This window comes from Streptomyces sp. NPDC101237, from assembly GCF_044767465.1.
GTDB lineage: Bacteria > Actinomycetota > Actinomycetes > Streptomycetales > Streptomycetaceae > Streptomyces > Streptomyces gramineus.
In genome coordinates this window covers 62,567-80,419 of the sequence record NZ_JBIWNY010000016.1, presented here as the reverse complement: position 1 = coordinate 80,419, position 17,853 = coordinate 62,567, and the positions used below count along the sequence as shown (strand labels likewise).

14 protein-coding genes are annotated in these 17,853 nt (G+C 72.9%); 9 read left to right on the top strand and 5 right to left on the bottom strand.

The features are described 5' to 3' along the window. Window positions 1–4: 4 nt before the first annotated feature. Window positions 5–2,299 (bottom strand): FdhF/YdeP family oxidoreductase, encoded by a 2,295-nt coding sequence (locus tag ACIRQ9_RS24310; protein ID WP_404177131.1) that lies wholly within the window; start codon window positions 2,297–2,299, stop codon window positions 5–7. 148 nt (window positions 2,300–2,447) lie between these two features. Between ACIRQ9_RS24310 and polA the strand changes: the two genes are divergently transcribed. Both polA and ACIRQ9_RS24300 read left to right on the top strand, forming a co-directional pair. Next, on the top strand, window positions 2,448–5,174 hold the full coding sequence (gene polA, locus ACIRQ9_RS24305; RefSeq protein WP_404177128.1) for a DNA polymerase I: 2,727 nt from the start codon (window positions 2,448–2,450) through the stop codon (window positions 5,172–5,174). A 114-nt stretch (window positions 5,175–5,288) separates the two neighbouring features. Beyond that, window positions 5,289–5,660 carry a hypothetical protein gene (locus tag ACIRQ9_RS24300; RefSeq protein ID WP_404177125.1) on the top strand — a complete coding sequence of 124 codons (372 nt, stop codon included), beginning with the start codon at window positions 5,289–5,291 and terminating at the stop codon, window positions 5,658–5,660. On the opposite strand, the gene ACIRQ9_RS24295 is transcribed toward ACIRQ9_RS24300, so the two are convergent. Continuing rightward, a complete protein-coding gene (locus ACIRQ9_RS24295) occupies window positions 5,596–6,435 on the bottom strand; it encodes a DUF4184 family protein (RefSeq protein WP_404177122.1) in 840 nt (279 codons plus the stop codon). The two genes, ACIRQ9_RS24300 and ACIRQ9_RS24295, sit on opposite strands and share 65 nt — an antisense overlap. A gap of 313 nt (window positions 6,436–6,748) precedes the next feature. Here ACIRQ9_RS24295 and ACIRQ9_RS24290 point away from each other — a divergent pair, with 313 nt between their 5' ends. The 3 genes from ACIRQ9_RS24290 to ACIRQ9_RS24280 all read left to right on the top strand — a co-directional run bounded on the left by ACIRQ9_RS24290 (window position 6,749) and on the right by ACIRQ9_RS24280 (window position 9,829). Then, the gene (locus tag ACIRQ9_RS24290; protein WP_404177120.1) at window positions 6,749–8,515 is read left to right on the top strand and encodes a lytic transglycosylase domain-containing protein; all 1,767 of its coding nucleotides are present in this window, start codon (window positions 6,749–6,751) and stop codon (window positions 8,513–8,515) included. Window positions 8,516–8,679: 164 nt separating this feature from the next. After that, window positions 8,680–8,814: an SPW_0924 family protein gene (locus ACIRQ9_RS24285; RefSeq protein WP_362169390.1), complete on the top strand. Its 135-nt coding sequence runs from the start codon at window positions 8,680–8,682 to the stop codon at window positions 8,812–8,814. A gap of 22 nt (window positions 8,815–8,836) precedes the next feature. Then, window positions 8,837–9,829 carry a DUF3068 domain-containing protein gene (locus ACIRQ9_RS24280; RefSeq protein ID WP_404177116.1) on the top strand — a complete coding sequence of 331 codons (993 nt, stop codon included), beginning with the start codon at window positions 8,837–8,839 and terminating at the stop codon, window positions 9,827–9,829. Here ACIRQ9_RS24280 and hrpB read toward each other — a convergent pair. Both hrpB and ACIRQ9_RS24270 read right to left on the bottom strand, forming a co-directional pair. Continuing rightward, window positions 9,819–12,299: an ATP-dependent helicase HrpB gene (hrpB, locus tag ACIRQ9_RS24275; RefSeq protein ID WP_404177113.1), complete on the bottom strand. Its 2,481-nt coding sequence runs from the start codon at window positions 12,297–12,299 to the stop codon at window positions 9,819–9,821. The genes ACIRQ9_RS24280 and hrpB overlap by 11 nt on opposite strands. Before the next feature lie 90 nt (window positions 12,300–12,389). After that, on the bottom strand, window positions 12,390–13,241 hold the full coding sequence (locus ACIRQ9_RS24270) for a class I SAM-dependent methyltransferase (protein ID WP_404177466.1): 852 nt from the start codon (window positions 13,239–13,241) through the stop codon (window positions 12,390–12,392). 365 nt (window positions 13,242–13,606) lie between these two features. Between ACIRQ9_RS24270 and rpsA the strand changes: the two genes are divergently transcribed. From rpsA to ACIRQ9_RS24250, 4 genes are all read left to right on the top strand, one after another. Next, window positions 13,607–15,100 carry a 30S ribosomal protein S1 gene (gene rpsA / locus ACIRQ9_RS24265; protein WP_404177110.1) on the top strand — a complete coding sequence of 498 codons (1,494 nt, stop codon included), beginning with the start codon at window positions 13,607–13,609 and terminating at the stop codon, window positions 15,098–15,100. Between the two features lie 373 nt (window positions 15,101–15,473). Next, window positions 15,474–16,412 (top strand): PAC2 family protein, encoded by a 939-nt coding sequence (locus ACIRQ9_RS24260; protein ID WP_404177107.1) that lies wholly within the window; start codon window positions 15,474–15,476, stop codon window positions 16,410–16,412. Between the two features lie 44 nt (window positions 16,413–16,456). Beyond that, window positions 16,457–17,068, top strand: coding sequence for a dephospho-CoA kinase (gene coaE, locus ACIRQ9_RS24255; protein WP_404177104.1), 612 nt, complete (start codon window positions 16,457–16,459; stop codon window positions 17,066–17,068). Between the two features lie 72 nt (window positions 17,069–17,140). After that, window positions 17,141–17,527 (top strand): tetratricopeptide repeat protein, encoded by a 387-nt coding sequence (locus ACIRQ9_RS24250; RefSeq protein WP_404177101.1) that lies wholly within the window; start codon window positions 17,141–17,143, stop codon window positions 17,525–17,527. A gap of 12 nt (window positions 17,528–17,539) precedes the next feature. On the opposite strand, the gene ACIRQ9_RS24245 is transcribed toward ACIRQ9_RS24250, so the two are convergent. Next, window positions 17,540–17,845, bottom strand: a complete 306-nt coding sequence (locus ACIRQ9_RS24245) for a DUF6343 family protein (protein ID WP_404177098.1) — start codon at window positions 17,843–17,845, stop codon at window positions 17,540–17,542. Between the last annotated feature and the right edge of the window lie 8 nt (window positions 17,846–17,853).

Below are 17,853 nucleotides of genomic sequence, written 5' to 3'. Positions count from 1 at the left end.
CCGCTCAGACGGCGGCCGCCGGCCCCGGCACCCCGGCGACCAGCCGGATCACGACGGACTTGCTGGCCGGGGTGTTGCTGGTGTCGGCGGTCGCGTCGAGCGGCACCAGCACGTTGGTCTCCGGGTAGTAGGCGGCCGCGCAGCCCCTGGCCGTCGGGTAGTGCACCACCCGGAAGCCCGGCGCCCGCCGCTCCACGCCGTCCTTCCACTCGCTGACCAGGTCGACGTACGACCCGTCGGCGACCCCCAGCGCCCGCGCGTCCTCCGGGTTCACCAGGACCACCCGGCGGCCGTTCCTGATGCCCCGGTAGCGGTCGTCGAGACCGTAGATCGTGGTGTTGTACTGGTCGTGCGAGCGCAGCGTCTGCAGCAGCAGCCGGCCCTCGGGCAGCGCCGGGTACTCGACGGGCGCGGCCGTGAAGTTCGCCTTGCCGGTCGCGGTCGGGAAGCGGCGCTCGTCGCGCGGGGCGTGCGGCAGCGCGAAGCCGCCCGGCTCGGCCACGCGCGCGTTGAAGTCCTCGAAGCCGGGGATCACGCGCGCTATGCGGTCGCGGATCGTCGCGTAGTCCTTCTCGAACTCCTCCCAGGGCGTGGCGCTCCCGTCGCCCAGCACCCGGCGGGCGAGCCGGCACACGATCGCCGGCTCCGACAGCAGGTGCGGACCGGCGGGCGCCAGACGGCCGCGCGAGGCGTGCACCATGCCCATCGAGTCCTCGACGGTCACGAACTGCTCGCCGCTGACCTGCAGGTCACGCTCGGTGCGGCCGAGCGTCGGCAGGATCAGCGCCCGCGCTCCCGTCACCACGTGCGAGCGGTTGAGTTTCGTCGACACGTGCACGGTCAGCCGCGCCCGCCGCATCGCCGCCTCGGTGACCTCCGTGTCCGGGGTCGCCGAGACGAAGTTGCCGCCCATCGCGAAGAAGACCTTCGCCTCGCCGTCGCGCAGCGCGCGGATGGCCCGGACGACGTCGAAGCCGTGCTCGCGCGGCGGCGCGAACCCGAACTCCTTCTCCAAGGCGTCCAGGAAGGCGGGGGCCGGGCGCTCGAAGATGCCCATCGTGCGGTCGCCCTGCACGTTCGAGTGGCCGCGGACCGGGCAGACGCCCGCGCCCGGCCGGCCGATGTTGCCGCGCAGCAGGAGGAAGTTGACGACCTCGCGGATCGTCGGCACCGAGTGCTTGTGCTGGGTCAGGCCCATGGCCCAGCAGACGATCGTGCGCTCGGAGGCGAGCACCATGCGCAGCGCCTCCTCTATCTCCGCGCGGGAGAGTCCGGTGGCGGCGAGCGTCTCGTCCCAGTCGGCGGCGCGGGCGGCCGCGGCGAACTCCTCGTACCCGTGGGTGTGCTCGCGGACGAACTCCTCGTCGACCGCGCCCGCGGTCTCCAGGACCAGCCTGTTGAGGAGGCGGAACAGGGCCTGGTCGCCCCCGAGGCGGATCTGCAGGAACAGATCGGTGAGCGCGGCGCCCTTGAGCATGCCCTGCGGGGTCTGCGGGTTCTTGAACCGCTCCAGGCCGGCCTCCGGGAGCGGATTGACGCTGATGATCTTCGCGCCGTTGGCCTTGGCCTTCTCCAGCGCCGACAGCATCCGGGGGTGGTTGGTGCCCGGGTTCTGCCCGGCCACGATGATCAGGTCGGCCTTGTAGAGGTCTTCGAGCAGGACGCTGCCCTTGCCGATGCCGATGGTCTCGCCGAGCGCCGAGCCCGACGACTCGTGGCACATGTTGGAGCAGTCCGGCAGGTTGTTGGTGCCCAGCTCGCGTGCGAAGAGCTGGTAGAGGAACGCGGCCTCGTTGCTGGTGCGGCCCGAGGTGTAGAAGACGGCCTCGTCGGGCGAGGAGAGGGCGGCTATCTCCTCGCCGATGATGTCGAAGGCCCGCTCCCAGCCGACCGGCTCGTAGTGGTCCGCGCCCTCGGCCAGGTACATGGGGTGGGTGAGCCGCCCCTGCTGGCCGAGCCAGTAGCCGCTGCGGTGGTGCAGGTCGGCGACGGAGTGCTCGGCGAAGAAGGCGGGCGTCACCCGCCGCAGGGTGGCCTCCTCGGCCACCGCCTTGGCGCCGTTCTCGCAGAACTCGGCCGTGTGCCGGTGATCGGGCTCCGGCCAGGCGCAGCCGGGGCAGTCGAAGCCGTCCTTCTGGTTGACCCGCAGCAGCGTCAGCGCGGTGCGCCTGACACCCATCTGCTGCTGGGCGATGCGCAGGGTGTGCCCGATGGCCGGCAGTCCCGCGGCCGCGTGCTGGGGCTCCGCGACCCGTGGCGCGTCCTGGACCGGATCCTCCTTGGGCGACTTCGCAGCCATTGCACGCTCTCCCTCTGCACCGGCACCACTGCCCTGTCCGTCCGATCCTCGCACGCGCGGCCGGTACCGATCGAGGGCGGGCCGCCGGAGAGGCCGCCGCCCTCTCCGGCGGCCCGCGCTGTCGGTGCGGCGTGGCAGGATCGGGGGCGTGGCAGAGACAGCAGCGAAGAAGACCGACCAGACCCCCGGCGGGCCCCGTCCCCGGCTGATGCTCATGGACGGGCACTCACTGGCGTACCGCGCGTTCTTCGCGCTGCCCGCGGAGAACTTCACCACCGCGACGGGCCAGCCGACGAACGCGATCTACGGCTTCGCGTCGATGCTGGCCAACACCCTGCGTGACGAGGCGCCCACGCACTTCGCGGTGGCCTTCGACGTCTCCCGCAAGACCTGGCGCTCGGCGGAGTTCACCGAGTACAAGGCGAACCGCTCCAAGACCCCGGACGAGTTCAGGGGCCAGGTCGAGCTGATCGGCGAGCTGCTCGACGCCATGCACGCGCAGCGCTTCGCCGTCGAGGGCTTCGAGGCCGACGACATCATCGCCACCCTCGCCACCCAGGCCGAGGAAGCGGGCTTCGACGTGCTGATCGTCACCGGCGACCGCGACTCCTTCCAGCTGGTGACCGAGCACACCACGGTGCTCTACCCGACGAAGGGCGTCTCCGAGCTGACCCGGTTCACCCCGGAGAAGGTTTTCGAGAAGTACGGCTTGACGCCCGCCCAGTACCCCGACTTCGCGGCCCTGCGCGGCGACCCGTCCGACAACCTCCCCGGCATCCCGGGCGTCGGCGAGAAGACGGCCGCGAAGTGGATCAACCAGTTCGGCTCCTTCGCCGAGCTGGTGGAGCGCGTCGACGAGGTGAAGGGCAAGGCCGGCCAGAACCTCCGCGACCACCTGGAGGCGGTCAAGCTCAACCGCCGGCTCACCGAGCTGGAGCGGCGGGTCGAGCTGCCGAGGACGGTCGCCGACCTGGAGCGCGCGCCGTACGACCGCAAGGACGTCGCGATGATCCTGGACACCCTGGAGATCCGCAATCCGTCGCTGCGCGAGCGGCTGTACGCCGTCGACCCCGGCGCCGAGGAGGCCGAGGCCGCGCCCGCCCCCGAGGCGGGTGTGGCGGTGGACGGCACCGTCCTCGGCACCGGGGAGCTGTCCGGATGGCTGGCCGAGCACGGCACCGGCCCGCTCGGCGTCGCCACCGTCGGCACCTGGGCGCTGGGCACCGGCTCGGTCGCCGAGGTCGCGCTGGCCGCGGCCGGCGGGGCGGCCGCCTCCTTCGACCCCGCCGAGCTGGACGAGGCCGACGAGAACGCGTGGACGGCCTGGCTGGCCGACGCCGCGCGGCCCAAGGTCTTCCACAACGCCAAGGGCGCCATGCGGGTCTTCGCCGAGCACGGCTGGAGCATCGACGGCGTCACCATGGACACCGCGCTCGCCGCCTACCTGGTCAAGCCCGGCCGCCGCTCCTTCGACCTGGACGCGCTGTCCCTGGAGTACCTGCACCGCGAGCTGGCCCCGGCCGCCACGGCCGACGGCCAGCTGGCGTTCGGCGCGGACGACGGTGCCGAGGCCGAGGCCCTGATGATCCAGGCCCGGGCCATCCTCGACCTCGGCGAGGCCTTCGAGGACCGGCTCCAGGAGGTCGGCGCCGCCGACCTGCTGCGGGACATGGAGCTGCCCACCTCCATCCTGCTCGCCCGCATGGAGCGGCACGGCATCGCGGCCGACCGCGCGCACCTGGAGGCGATGGAGCAGATGTTCGCGGGCGCGGTCCAGCAGGCCGTGAAGGAGGCGCACGCGGCGGCCGGCCACGAGTTCAACCTCGGCTCGCCCAAGCAGCTCCAGGAGGTCCTGTTCGGCGAGCTGGCCCTGCCCAAGACCAAGAAGACCAAGACCGGATACACCACCGACGCCGACGCGCTCGCCTGGCTGGCCGGCCAGACGGAGAACGAGCTGCCGGTGATCATGCTCCGCCACCGCGAGCAGGCCAAGCTGCGGGTGACGGTCGAGGGCCTGATCAAGACGGTGGCCGCGGACGGCCGGATCCACACCACGTTCAACCAGACGGTGGCCGCGACGGGCCGCCTGTCCTCCACGGACCCGAACCTGCAGAACATCCCGGTCCGTACCGACGAGGGCCGGGCGATCCGCCGGGGCTTCGTGGTCGGCGAGGGCTTCGAGACGCTGATGACGGCGGACTACAGCCAGATCGAACTGCGGGTGATGGCCCATCTCTCCGAGGACGCCGGCCTGATCGAGGCGTTCACCTCCGGCGAGGACCTGCACACCACGGTCGCCTCGCAGGTGTTCTCCGTCGACCGTACGGCCGTCGACGCGGAGATGCGCCGCAAGATCAAGGCGATGTCGTACGGCCTCGCCTACGGCCTGTCGGCGTTCGGCCTCTCCCAGCAGCTGAACATCGACGCGGGCGAGGCCCGGGCCCTGATGGACACCTACTTCGAGCGGTTCGGCGGCGTCCGCGACTACCTGCGCCGGGCCGTGGAGGAGGCACGGGCGACCGGCTACACGGCGACGCTCTTCGGGCGCCGCCGCTACCTGCCCGACCTCAACAGCGACAACCGCCAGCGCCGCGAGGCCGCCGAGCGGATGGCGCTCAACGCGCCCATCCAGGGCACCGCGGCGGACATCGTCAAGATGGCCATGCTCAAGGTGGACGGCGCGCTGCGCGCCGCGGACCTGAAGTCCCGGATGCTCCTCCAGGTGCACGACGAGATCGTCCTGGAGATCGCCCCCGGCGAGAGCACCGAGGTGGAGGCGATCCTGCGCCGCGAGATGGCCGGCGCGGTCCAGCTCCGGGCACCTCTGGACGTCTCCGTGGGCGTCGGCCGCGACTGGGAGTCGGCGGCGCACTAGCGTGCACGGGCGCGTCCTCCCGGCTGCCCGGACCGGCCGCCGGGAGGACGGCGTCGTCACTCAGCTGGACCCCGCCGGAACGCCCCCGCCCCTGGCAGCGGCAAGGATGCGGGCATGGGTATACGCATGCTTCACGGCCGGACCTCGCAGACCGGGCCGCCGGCCAAGGCCCGCTCCGCCGCGGCGCAGGCCGCGGCCGCCCCGACGGCCCCGGCGATGGCACCCGACGCCGGCTCCGCCCGCATCCCCACCGATCTCGCCGTCACCGTGGGCGCGGCGGTCACCCGCCTCAGGCGAAGGCTCCGCACCCGCCCCTCGGCACGGCAGTGGCTCGATCTCGCCCATGGCCGTCTCGTCCAGCTCCGCGGCGCCCTCCCCGGCCCCCGCCGGCACCGCGCCATGACCGTGTTCGTGGCGACCCTCAGCGAACGGCCGAAGGGTCCCGGCGCATCTCACCGGCCACCGGAACCGGACGCCACACCCTGACCAGCACGGCATACCCCACCACCCCGAGCAGCAGCCCCGCGCCCGCTCCGAAGAGCACGACGGGCAGCAGCTCCCAGGGCTTCGCCGTCGAACCCCAGTAGGCCCACCAGCGCGTGGCCCGCTGCACCGCGGCGACCAGCGCGCAGCCGGCGATCCCGGCCCCGGCCCACCACCGGTCCCGCGCGGACAGCCACGGCACCCCCGCCGGCTCCCCGTCCGGGGCCCGCCGCAGCGCACGGAGCACGAACACGGCGAGCACACCCGCGGCCACCGCCGAAGTGCCGTACTGGAGCAGGGTGTAGAGAGGTACGCCCGCGACGTCCCGGCCGATCGCCGGGACCAGCCGGGTCCCCCACCGGTCGTGGTGCGTGAACGCGTCCCACACGACATGGCTGAGCGCGCCGAGCACGGCGCAGCCGTACCAGCGGGCCGCGGCCGGCACACCAGGACGCGCGCGGGGCCTCCCGCAGCCCAGCAGCGCCGCCGGCCCGCCCTGCCGGTCCCTCGGCACCAGGGCCACGAGCGGCTCCCGCACCAGCACCCACAGCGCCACCAGCGCCCAGGAGAAGAGCACGTCCACGGTGAGGACACCGGTGAGGGAGTGCGTGAACGTGCCGAACTCCATCGCGTCCGGCACCGCGCTCGCCGCGTAGTAGGTGAGGTCGGGCGAGAAGGAGCCCGCGACGAGCACCGCGGGCACCAGCCCCGCGCGCCCGGTCCCGTCCCGGCGCACGGCGGGCAGGACGGCAGCGGCGTGGCTGAGAGTGAACGGCACCCGGGCTCCCTGGAGCAGTCGTCGGCCGAAGCGCCGACCAAGTGATCGCGTACGACAAGTATCCGCGACACCACCATCGTTCGACGGAGAATGGCCAACCGGTGAAAATCGGGCACCGCCGGGTGTCCGCGGCATGGAAGTTGTCGTAGTGTCGCCTGGGTCGCCGCCCCGGCGTGCACCGCCGATGCGCCACCTCATCACGCGAAAGAGGCACCGGGGGGGCAACCACGGCACCAGGTCGACCGTCACACCAGGGGCGAGCAGACAGACGGAGACGGGCGCTCGGAAGGCGCCCACGGGAGGGGTTCACCTTATGGCGGCGCAATTCGGCAGGCGGCTGCGCAAGGGAGCGGCGACGACCGCCGCGGCCGCGTTGGCGGTGGCGGCTCTGTCCGCGTCCCAGGCACCCGGCGCGACGGCCGGTGACACGGGCCGGCAGACGAACGCCGGCGCCAGCACCTCGGCGTCCGACGAAGTCGGCACGACCGACGGCGCCACCGGCGACTCGCCGTACTACACGGACCTGCCGCCGCTCAACAGCCCGAACCCCAGCCCCAGTTCCAGCCCCACCACCCCCTCGTCGAGCATCGGCACCGCCGTCTCCCGCGGCGCGGCCGAAGCCGGCATACCGGCCACCGTCCTGGACGCCTACAAGAGGGCCGAGGCCGAGCTGCGCGACGCCAAGCCGGGCTGCAACCTGCCCTGGCAGCTGCTCGCCGCCATCGGCAAGGTCGAGTCCGGACAGGCCCGCGGCGGCGACGTCGACGCCGCGGGCAACACCCTGCACCGGATCCTGGGCCCGCAGCTCGACGGCAACGGCTTCGCGCTCATCAAGGACACCGACGGCGGTCAGTACGACGGCAACAGCCAGTACGACCAGGCCGTCGGCCCGATGCAGTTCATCCCGTCGACCTGGGCGTGGGCGGGCCGCGACGGCAACGGCGACGGCGTCAAGGACCCCAACAACGTCTACGACGCGGCGCTCGCCGCCGGCCACTACCTGTGCCGCTACGACTGGAACCTGTCCGTCCAGGCCGACATGAACCGCGCGATCCTCAGCTACAACGGGTCGCAGGAGTACCTGAACCTGGTGCTGTCCTGGTACGAGTTCTACCGCAGGGGCACCCACTCGATCCCGAACGGCACCGGTTCCGTGCCCGGCCACCGAAGCGACGGCAAGCCCGCCTCGGCCGGCTCCGGCGGCTCCCCGAAGCCCGATGCGCCCGGCACCCCGAAGCCCGGCGGTCCGAAGCCCGGAAATCCCAAGCCCGGCGGCCCCACCACGACCCCGACCCCGCCGCCCACGGCCACCGACACCGTGGACCACCTGGAGGACGCGGGCACCGCCAAGCTCACCGCCATGGCGGGCGACGCGTTCGGCAAGCGGATCAGCACGCGCGCGGAGACCAAGGCGGGCCGCACCGTCGCCAAGGTCCGGGTCCGGTTCACCATCGTCGGGGACACGGACACGACCTTCACCGGCGGCGAGAAGGTCGCGACGGTCACCACCGACAGCAAGGGCGTCGCCGTCGCACCCGTCCTGAGGGCCGGCGAGAAGACCGGTGACCTCACGGTCCGTTCCAGCGTGGTCGGCCGCACGGTGAAGGGCGTCGACTACGCGGCGACCGTCACCGCGCGGGCCGCCGACACCCTCGCGCTCGTCAACGCCACCGCCCCGGCCGGCGCGCCCGGCGCCGAGTTCGCCGACCAGGTGCAGGTCAAGGCCACCTACCAGGGCGCGGCCGCCGGCCGGGTCGCCGCGACCGCCTCGCTCGTCAAGTCGGCCGACGACACCGCCGAGAACGACAAGGGACCGTACTTCAAGGACGCGAACGGCAACCCCGTCCGCACCCTCACCGGTCTCACGACGGACGCCAACGGCCTGCTGACGCTGCCCAAGCTGTACGCGGACGACATCTCCGGCACGTTCCTGCTCCGGATCACCACCACCGGCGGCGCGACCCTCACCGTCGAACTGACGGTCGCCGCGGCCGGCCCCTCGTCGAGCCCGTCGCCGAGCCCGTCCCCCTCGGGGTCCGCGTCGGCCTCCGCCTCGCCGAGTGCCTCCGCCACCCCCTGATCCACGCCTCCGCACCGCCGAAGGGCGCCCTCCCGCCGACGCGGGACGGCGCCCTTCGGCGTCGTACGACCTGTTCTCATCTCACCCTCCCGTTGCTACCGTGCCCGGACCTGACGCTCCATCAGGACAACCGTCCGCAAGCAGCCGTCCGCCGGGAGGTCCGCATGCGTGCCCTGATCGCCGCCGCGACCGGTCTCGCCCTCGCGATCGCCCTGGTCGTCACGGTCGGCGCCGTGGGCTCGCCGGCCGGCCGCACGTCCCCCGAACCGCTGCTCACGACGGTGCCCTCACATCCGTGACCGCCGCCCCCGGGAGGCCGAGATGCGCCGCACGGCCAGTCTGGTCCTGCTCGCCTGCGCCGTGTTCTTCGCGGCGCTGTCCCCGCTGCTGCGCTGGTACGCCTTCCCGCGCCTGGCCAAGATCCCCGCCAACCAGTACCAGGACATGGTTCTGGTGGCGAAGGACGCCACCCTCCTCGACTACGGCACCATGAAGGCGAAGAAGGTCCCCCGCGTCACCGTCGTGCAGACCCTCAAGGGCGACGTGGCCGCAGCGAAGAGGATCGAGAGGACGGCGGGACGGGACGTCGTCGTCTGGGACGGCCTGTCCTACGTGCAGGGCCCGGACGGCAAGATGGTCTCCGAGATCCCCGAGCGCTACATCTTCGACGCCCACAGCCAGGAACCCGTCCACGCCACCGGCGAGATGGTCGACGGGGACCCGGTGCGACGCGAGGGCATCGAGTTCAAGTGGCCGTTCCTCACCGAGAGACGGGACTACGAGTACTTCGACGCGCAGACCCGCACCACCAACCCCATCCACTACAAGGGGACGCAGACGTTCCGCGGCGTGAAGGTCTACTACTTCGAGCAGACCGTCCCCTGGACCAAGGTCCCCCTGCCCAAGAAGATGCCGGTCCAGGGCATCACCCCCGAGAGCGTCGCCAGGACCGGCACCACCCGCTGGTACACCACGGTCCGCAGGTTCTGGGTCGAACCCGTCACCGGCGCACCCGTCTACGGCGAGGAGATCCACAAGGAGGAACTGCGCGGCGGCACCCTGCTGGGCGGCCGCGCCAAGGTCACCGCCTTCGCCGGCGACGTGAAGATGCGCGAGGACTACATCGAGCACACGGTCGCGCTGGTCAAGCAGAACCGCACCCTCGTCCTGATGCTCACCTCCTACCTCCCCCGGGGCTTCCTGGCCCTCGGCATCGCGCTGCTCGCCCTCGCCCTCTGGCTGGAGGCCCTCGGACGCCGCCCGCCCGACCCGCGCCCCGCACCGGCCCGCGCGGCGGAACCGGTCAGCGCCTGAGCCGCGCGTTGGTGTGCCGGGTCGGCTCGGCGGTCGCCGGATCCTCGGGCCAGGGATGCTTCGGATAGCGGCCGCGCAGTTCGGCCCGCACACCGCGGTACCCGTCCCGCCAGAACGAGGCGAGGTCGGCGGTGACCGCGGCGGGCCGGCCGGCCGGCGACAGCAGATGCACCAGCACCGGCACCCCGGCCACGCTCGGCGACTTGTGCGCCCCGAACATCTCCTGCAGCTTCACGGCGAGCACCGGCTGCTCGGGGTTCGCGTAGTCGACCCGGATCCGAGACCCGCTGGGCACGGTGATCCGCTCGGGCGCCAGCTCGTCCAGCCGCCCCGCCTCCCCGCCGGCCCACGGCAGCAGCCGCCGCAGCCCCTGCCCGGCATCGATCCGCCCGAGATCGGCCCGGCGCCCGGCCCGGCCCAGCTCCGGCTCCAGCCACTCGTCCACGCGCGCGTACAGCGCCTCGTCGCCGACGTCGGGCCACGGCTCCCCGAGACGCAGCCGCAGGAACGCCAGCCGCTGCCGCAGCACGGCCGCGTCGGACGTCCACCGCAGCAGGCCGAGGCCCTCCTGCCGCAGCCCGTCCAGGAGCGCCGCGCGCACCAGGGCCGGATCGGCGTCCCGCAGCGGCCGCACCACCAGCTCGATCGCGCCGAGCCGCTCCACACGCCGTGCCACCACGTCCCCGTCGGCCCAGCGGACCTCCTGCTCGCGCGCGTGCAGCGCCGCCGCCGCCGACCTCGCCGTGGCCTCGTCCACCGCCGCGGCCAGCCGCACGCGCGCGTGTCCCGCGCCCACCGGACGGTCCGCGACCGCCACGGCGAGCCACGGGGCACCGCGCAGCGGGCTGCCCGCGGCGAGTTCGGCACGCGTGCCGGAGGCCATCAGATACGAGCCGCCGTCCGCCTTCGCCACCCGCTCGGGGAAGGCGAGCGCGGCGACCACTCCCACCGTGCGGTCGTCCGCCGGCCCGTCCGGCGCGCCCTGGCCGCCCGCCCGCAGCCTGCGCACCTCCGCGGGCCACCGGCCGGCGTAGGCGTCGCCGCCGCGCCGGGCCGCCCGCAACGCGCCCGCCAGGTCGTCCCCGTACTCCCGCGGCGGCTCCTCGCTCAGCAGCGCGACCACCTCGGCGCTTCCGCCGGGGCCGTCCAGCAGCGCCCGCCCGAGCCGCGGATGCACCCCCAGCCGGGCCAGCCGCTGCCCCCGCTCCGTGGCCCGCCCGGCCGCGTCGACCGCCCCGATCGCGGTCAGCACCTCCCGCGCCGCCGCCATCGCCCCGCCCGGCGGCCGGTCCAGCAGCGCCAGCCCGGCCGCGCCGGGATCGCCCCAGCACGCCGCCTGCAGGGCGAACGCGGTCAGGTCGGCGACCTTGATCTCCGGTGCCGGAAAGGCCGTCAGGCGGGCGTCCTCGGGTTCGGACCAGCAGCGGTACACCGCCCCCGGCGCCTCCCGCCCGGCACGGCCCGCCCGCTGCCGGCCGGCCGCCCGGGACGCCCGGACCGTCGCCAGCGCGCTCAGCCCGCGCGCGTGGTCGACCCGGGGCTCCCGCGCCAGCCCGGAGTCGACGACCACCCGGACCCCCGGGACGGTCAGCGAGGACTCGGCGACCGCCGTGGCCAGCACCACCCGGCGCCGTCGCGCGGGCGTCAGCACCGCGTCCTGGACGGCCGCCGGCGCCCGGCCGTGGACCTGGACCACCGCCACCTCGCCGAGGTCGCCGAGCAGGCCCGCCACCCGCGCGATCTCGCCCACACCCGGCAGGAAACACAGCACGTCCCCCGGCCGCTCGGCCAGGGCCCGCCGCACCACCGACGCCACGTGCGCCAGCAGCGCCGGGTCCACCCGCATCCCGTGCGGCGGCCGCACCGGCCGCGCCGGCGGCGCCCAGACCACCTCCACCGGGTACGACACGCCGTCCGCCTCGACCACCGGCGCACCGCCCAGCACCTGCGCCCACCCCTCGGCGTCCGTCGTCGCCGACGCGGCCACCAGCCGCAGCTCCGGGCGGAGCGTCTCGCGGACGTCCCACAGGAAGGCCGCCGCGGTGTCCGCGTCCAGATGCCGCTCGTGGCACTCGTCGAGCACGACGACGTCCACGCCCGACAGCTCCGGGTCGCGCTGCAGCCGCTGCAGCAGCACACCGGTCGTCACGACCTCCACGCGCGCGCGTGGGCCCACCACCCGTTCCCCGCGCACCGTGTAGCCGACGCTCCGGCCCACCTGCTCGCCGAGCAGCCAGGCCATCCTTCGGGCCGCCGCGCGGGCCGCGATCCGGCGGGGCTCGGCCACCACCACCCGCCGCTCCGGCCGCCCGTCGTCCAGCAGCCCGGCCAGCGCCAGCGGCACCAGCGTCGTCTTGCCGGTGCCGGGCGGCGCCACCAGGACGGCGGTGCCGTGCCCGGCGAGGGCGTCGTCCAGTCCGGGCAGGGCCTGTCGTACGGGCAGCGCGCCCAGGGCGTCGTCACGGATCACGTCACCCAGTGTCTTACGGGCGCCGTACCCCTCCTCCCGCGGGCGCGGGGACGCTCGCGGGCGCGTGCCCGCGGGCGAGCCGCCGGTAGGTCAGTCCCGCTCGCACACGAAGATCGCCGTCCCCGGGAGGAGGCCGCCCCGCAGCGGGGACCAGCCGCCCCACTCGGAGGTGTTCCAGGCCGGCCACTCCGGCTCCACCAGATCGGTCAGCCGCAGGCCCGCGGAGACGATGTCCCGCACCCGGTCGCCGATCGTGCGGTGATGCTCGACGTACACCGCGTCGCCGTCCTCGTCCTGCTCGACGTAGGGCGTGCGGTCGAAGTAGGACGCGGAGACCGTCAGGCCCTCCGGGCCCGGCTCGTCGGGGAAGGCCCAGCGGACCGGGTGCGTCACGGAGAAGACGAGACGGCCTCCCGGACGCAGCACCCGCCGCACCTCGCGCAGCACCAGGCGCGGGTCGGCGACGAAGGGCAGCGCGCCGTACGCCGAGCAGACCAGGTCGAAGGAGCCGTCGGTGAAGGGCAGCGCGCCGGCGTCGGCACAGACCAGCGGGAACGATCCGCCGATGCGCAGCGCGTGCTGGAGCTGGCGGTGCGAGAGATCCAGGGCGACCGGACGGGCGCCCTGGGCGGCCAGCCAGCGCGAGCACTGGGCCGCGCCGGCGCCGATCTCCAGGACGTCCTTGCCCTTGAGCTCCTCCGATGGGCCGAGCAGCTCAGCCTCCACCTCGTCCAGGCCCTCGGGGCCCCACACGAAACGGTCGTCGCCGAGGAAGGTGCCGTGCTCGACCTGGTACTCGTCGGCGTTCCGGTCCCACCAGCCCCGGTTGGCCCGGCTGCTCTCCGTGACCCCGGCGGCACGCCGGGTGGCTTCGGGTTCGGTCTCGGTTCCGGTGGCTGATCCGGCCTCTTCGAGGTCGAACGAATCGGGCTCTTGGATGATCGGCTCCCTCGTCGTACTCTTCCGTGCAACCCGTTCGGAGGGGTGGCGCGGAGGAGGTCTGTCAGGCCTGCGTGGCCTCGTGGGACGGCTTTTGTGCCGGGTATGCGGCGATCCGCCCCGGGTGTGCGCCTTCGCGCATTGACCCTGTCCGGCTGCCCCCGTATGCTACAAGTTGCGCTGCGGGCCTGCGCACCTCAGACGTAGTAGGTCGCGCTCGCATCTGTTGTATGTCCCCTCGGTTGTCGAGGCGCCGCTGGCATTTTTGTGTGGCGCTTCCTTGGCTGTCCGGCTTCATCAGAGCGAAACGGGCTCCCGGCGTAAGCAGTACCTACGACTTCAATGTCCGTACCGGAGCCCTTTCCCACATGACGAGCAGCACCGAGACCACCGCCACCACCCCGCAGGTAGCGGTCAACGACATCGGTAACGAGGAAGCCTTCCTCGCCGCGATCGACGAGACGATCAAGTACTTCAACGACGGCGACATCGTCGACGGCGTCATCGTGAAGGTCGACCGGGACGAGGTCCTGCTCGACATCGGTTACAAGACCGAAGGCGTCATCCCGAGCCGCGAGCTCTCCATCAAGCACGACGTCGACCCCAACGAGGTCGTCGCCGTCGGTGACGAGATCGAGGCCCTTGTTCTCCAGAAGGAGGACAAGGAAGGCCGCCTGATCCTCTCGAAGAAGCGCGCCCAGTACGAGCGTGCCTGGGGCACCATCGAGAAGATCAAGGAAGAGGACGGGATCGTCACCGGTACCGTCATCGAGGTCGTCAAGGGTGGTCTCATCCTCGACATCGGCCTCCGTGGCTTCCTCCCGGCCTCCCTGGTCGAGATGCGCCGCGTCCGCGACCTCCAGCCCTACGTGGGCAAGGAGCTCGAGGCCAAGATCATCGAGCTGGACAAGAACCGCAACAACGTGGTCCTGTCCCGCCGTGCCTGGCTGGAGCAGACCCAGTCCGAGGTCCGCCAGACGTTCCTCACGACCCTCCAGAAGGGTCAGGTCCGCTCCGGTGTGGTCTCCTCGATCGTCAACTTCGGTGCCTTCGTGGACCTGGGTGGCGTCGACGGCCTGGTCCACGTCTCCGAGCTGTCCTGGAAGCACATCGACCACCCGTCCGAGGTCGTCGAGGTCGGTCAGGAAGTCACCGTCGAGGTTCTCGACGTCGACATGGACCGCGAGCGTGTCTCCCTGTCGCTGAAGGCGACCCAGGAAGACCCGTGGCAGCAGTTCGCCCGGACCCACCAGATCGGCCAGGTCGTCCCGGGTAAGGTCACCAAGCTGGTTCCGTTCGGTGCGTTCGTCCGCGTGGACGAGGGCATCGAGGGTCTGGTCCACATCTCCGAGCTGGCCGAGCGCCACGTGGAGATCCCGGAGCAGGTCGTCCAGGTCAACGACGAGATCTTCGTCAAGGTCATCGACATCGACCTGGAGCGTCGCCGGATCTCGCTGTCCCTCAAGCAGGCCAACGAGTCCTTCGGTACCGACCCGGCCTCGGTCGAGTTCGACCCGACGCTGTACGGCATGGCCGCGTCGTACGACGACCAGGGCAACTACATCTACCCCGAGGGCTTCGACCCCGAGACCAACGACTGGCTCGAGGGCTACGAGACCCAGCGCGAGGCGTGGGAGCACCAGTACGCCGAGGCGCAGCAGCGCTTCGAGCAGCACCAGCAGCAGGTCATCAAGAGCCGCGAGGCCGACGCTGCCGCTGCCGCCGAGGGTGGCGAGGCTGCCGCTCCGGCCGCTTCGGGTGGCGGTTCGTACTCCTCCGAGGGTGCGGACACCTCCGGTGCGCTGGCCTCCGACGAGGCGCTGGCCGCGCTCCGCGAGAAGCTCGCGGGTGGCCAGAGCTGAACAGCTAGCCACCGGGCATAGCCGGTGACCGAGGGGCCGTACCTTCCGAGGTGCGGCCCTTCGGCGTTCCCGGAGGCCTCGGTGTCTCCCGCTCGGGTGCGTACGGCACAACGCGTCGCCCACGGCCGTCGCCCACGGCCCGATGCGCGTCCCTTCCCCGGACCGGCCGCTCCCGGCCGTCCGTCGGCTCCACCGTGAACTAGGTCCGCCCGCCGCGCCGTTCGCGGCGGCGGCGCCCGCGCGCACGGGCACGGACCACCGCCACCGTCCGCCGGCATCGGAAGCCGGTGCCTGATCGCCGGATCGAGCCGGGCGGGAATGCCCGCCGTCCACGCTCTGTTGTCCCGTACGAACACGAGGAGGAGCGGTCACAGTGCTTGATCCGCAGGGTTTGTACGCATGGGAGCCGAAGGGCCTCGCCGTGGTGGACATGGCGCTGGCCCAGGAGTCGGCCGGTCTTGTCATGCTCTACCACTTCGACGGATACATCGACGCGGGTGAGACCGGCGACCAGATCGTCGACCGGCTCCTCGACTCGCTGCCCCACCAGGTCGTCGCCCGCTTCGACCACGACCGGCTCGTGGACTACCGGGCGCGCCGCCCGCTGCTGACCTTCAAGCGGGACCGCTGGACGGAGTACGAGGAGCCCGGCATCGAGGTCCGCCTGGTCCAGGACGCCACGGGCGCGCCGTTCCTGCTGCTGTCCGGGCCCGAGCCGGACGTCGAGTGGGAGCGCTTCGCCGCCGCCGTACGCCAGATCGTGGAACGGCTCGGCGTCCGGCTCTCCGTGAACTTCCACGGCATCCCCATGGGCGTCCCGCACACCCGCCCCGTCGGCCTCACGCCGCACGGCAACCGCACCGATCTCGTCCCGGGCCACAGCAGCCCCTTCGACGAGGCCCAGGTGCCCGGCAGCGCGGAGGCGCTCGTCGAGTACCGCCTCATGGAGGCCGGGCACGACGTCCTCGGCGTCGCCGCGCACGTCCCGCACTACATCGCCCGCTCCGCCTATCCCGACGCGGCCCTGACCGTGCTGGAGTCCGTCACGGGCGCGACCGGACTGGTGCTGCCGAGCATCGCGCACGCCCTGCGCACCGACGCGCACCGCACGCAGACGGAGATCGACCGCCAGGTCCAGGAGGGCGACGAGGAACTCACCGCCCTCGTGCAGGGCCTCGAGCACCAGTACGACGCCGCGGCGGGCGCCGAGACCCGCGGCAACATGCTCGCCGAACCGGTCGAGATCCCCTCGGCCGACGAGATCGGCCTGGAGTTCGAACGCTTCCTCGCCGAGCGTGAGGGCGAGAACTAGGCCCGTCCGAGGCGGCCCCGGCGGCAGGCTCTAAGCTTCGGGGCATGCTGAAAGTAGGCCTCACCGGCGGGATCGGCGCCGGCAAGAGCGAGGTGTCGCGGCTGCTCGTCGGGCACGGCGCGGTGCTGGTCGACGCGGACCGCATCGCGCGTGAGGTCGTCGCGCCGGGCACCGACGGCCTGGCGGCCGTCGTGGAGGCCTTCGGGCCGGACGTGCTCGGTGCCGACGGCGCCCTGGACCGGCCGAAGCTGGGCTCGATCGTCTTCGCCGACCCCGCGAAGCTCGCCGTGCTGAACTCGATCGTGCACCCCCTGGTCGGTGCCCGGTCCCGCGAGCTGGAGGACGCGGCCGCGCCCGACGCGGTCGTGGTCAACGACGTCCCGCTCCTCACCGAGAACGGCCTCGCCCCGTTCTACGACGTCGTGGTCGTCGTGGACGTCGCCCCCGAGACCCAGCTCGACCGGCTGACCAGGCTCCGCGGCATGACCGAGGAGGACGCGCGGGCGCGCATGGCCGCCCAGGCGACGCGCGAGCAGCGCCTTGAGATCGCCGACATCGTGATCGACAACGACGTACCCCTGGACGTCCTCGAACGGCGCGTCGCGCAGGTGTGGGCGGACCTCGCGCGCAGGGCCGGGGACGGCGGCCCGCAGTAGCCGCCACGCGTCGCCGAAATAGCGGACACCCGTCCGGGCGTTGAACCGCTTCAGCGAGGGAAGGACTCTGCCGTGCCCGAGACCAGCGGTTCGACCGGACGTACTCCGGAGACGCACGTCATCGACTTCCGTGCCGCCGAGCAACTGCTCAACGCGCGGGACCCGCGGGGTGCGGTGAAACTGCTCGACAAAGTGATCGCCGCCCACCCCGAGAACACCGCCGCCCGGCTGCTGCGCGCGCGTGCCTTCTTCGCCGCCGCGCAACTGCGTCCCGCCGAGCTGGAGTTCACCATCGTCCTGGAGCGTGAGCCGGACAACGCGTTCGCGCACTTCGCGCTCGCCCGCACCTACCAGCGCCAGGGCCGCGCCGACCTCGCGATACGCCACTTCCGGCTGGCCGCCGCCCTCGACCCGAACCCGGAGTACCTCAGGGCGGCGCGCTTCGACGACGCCGGGTGAGCGGACGGCCGCTCACGGATGACCGTGCTGCGGCGGGCGCCGCACGCGCCGCGGGCCGCCGCCGTCCGCGGGCGGGTACGGCGGCACGTCCCGGCCCGGCTGATAGTGCGGGCCCTGCCGGATGTGCCGGAGGATCATGACCAGGTCGGCGGTGGCCACCAGCCACAGCACTCCGCAGGCGGCCGCCCAGCCGGGCCGGCCGACCAGCGCGAACGCCGCCGTACCGAAGATCGCCCAGGCCACGCCCCACACACTCAGCCACAACCGGGCCCGCAGCGCACTGCGCGCGGTCGCCGGTTCACTGCCCGTACGCGCCATGGATCACC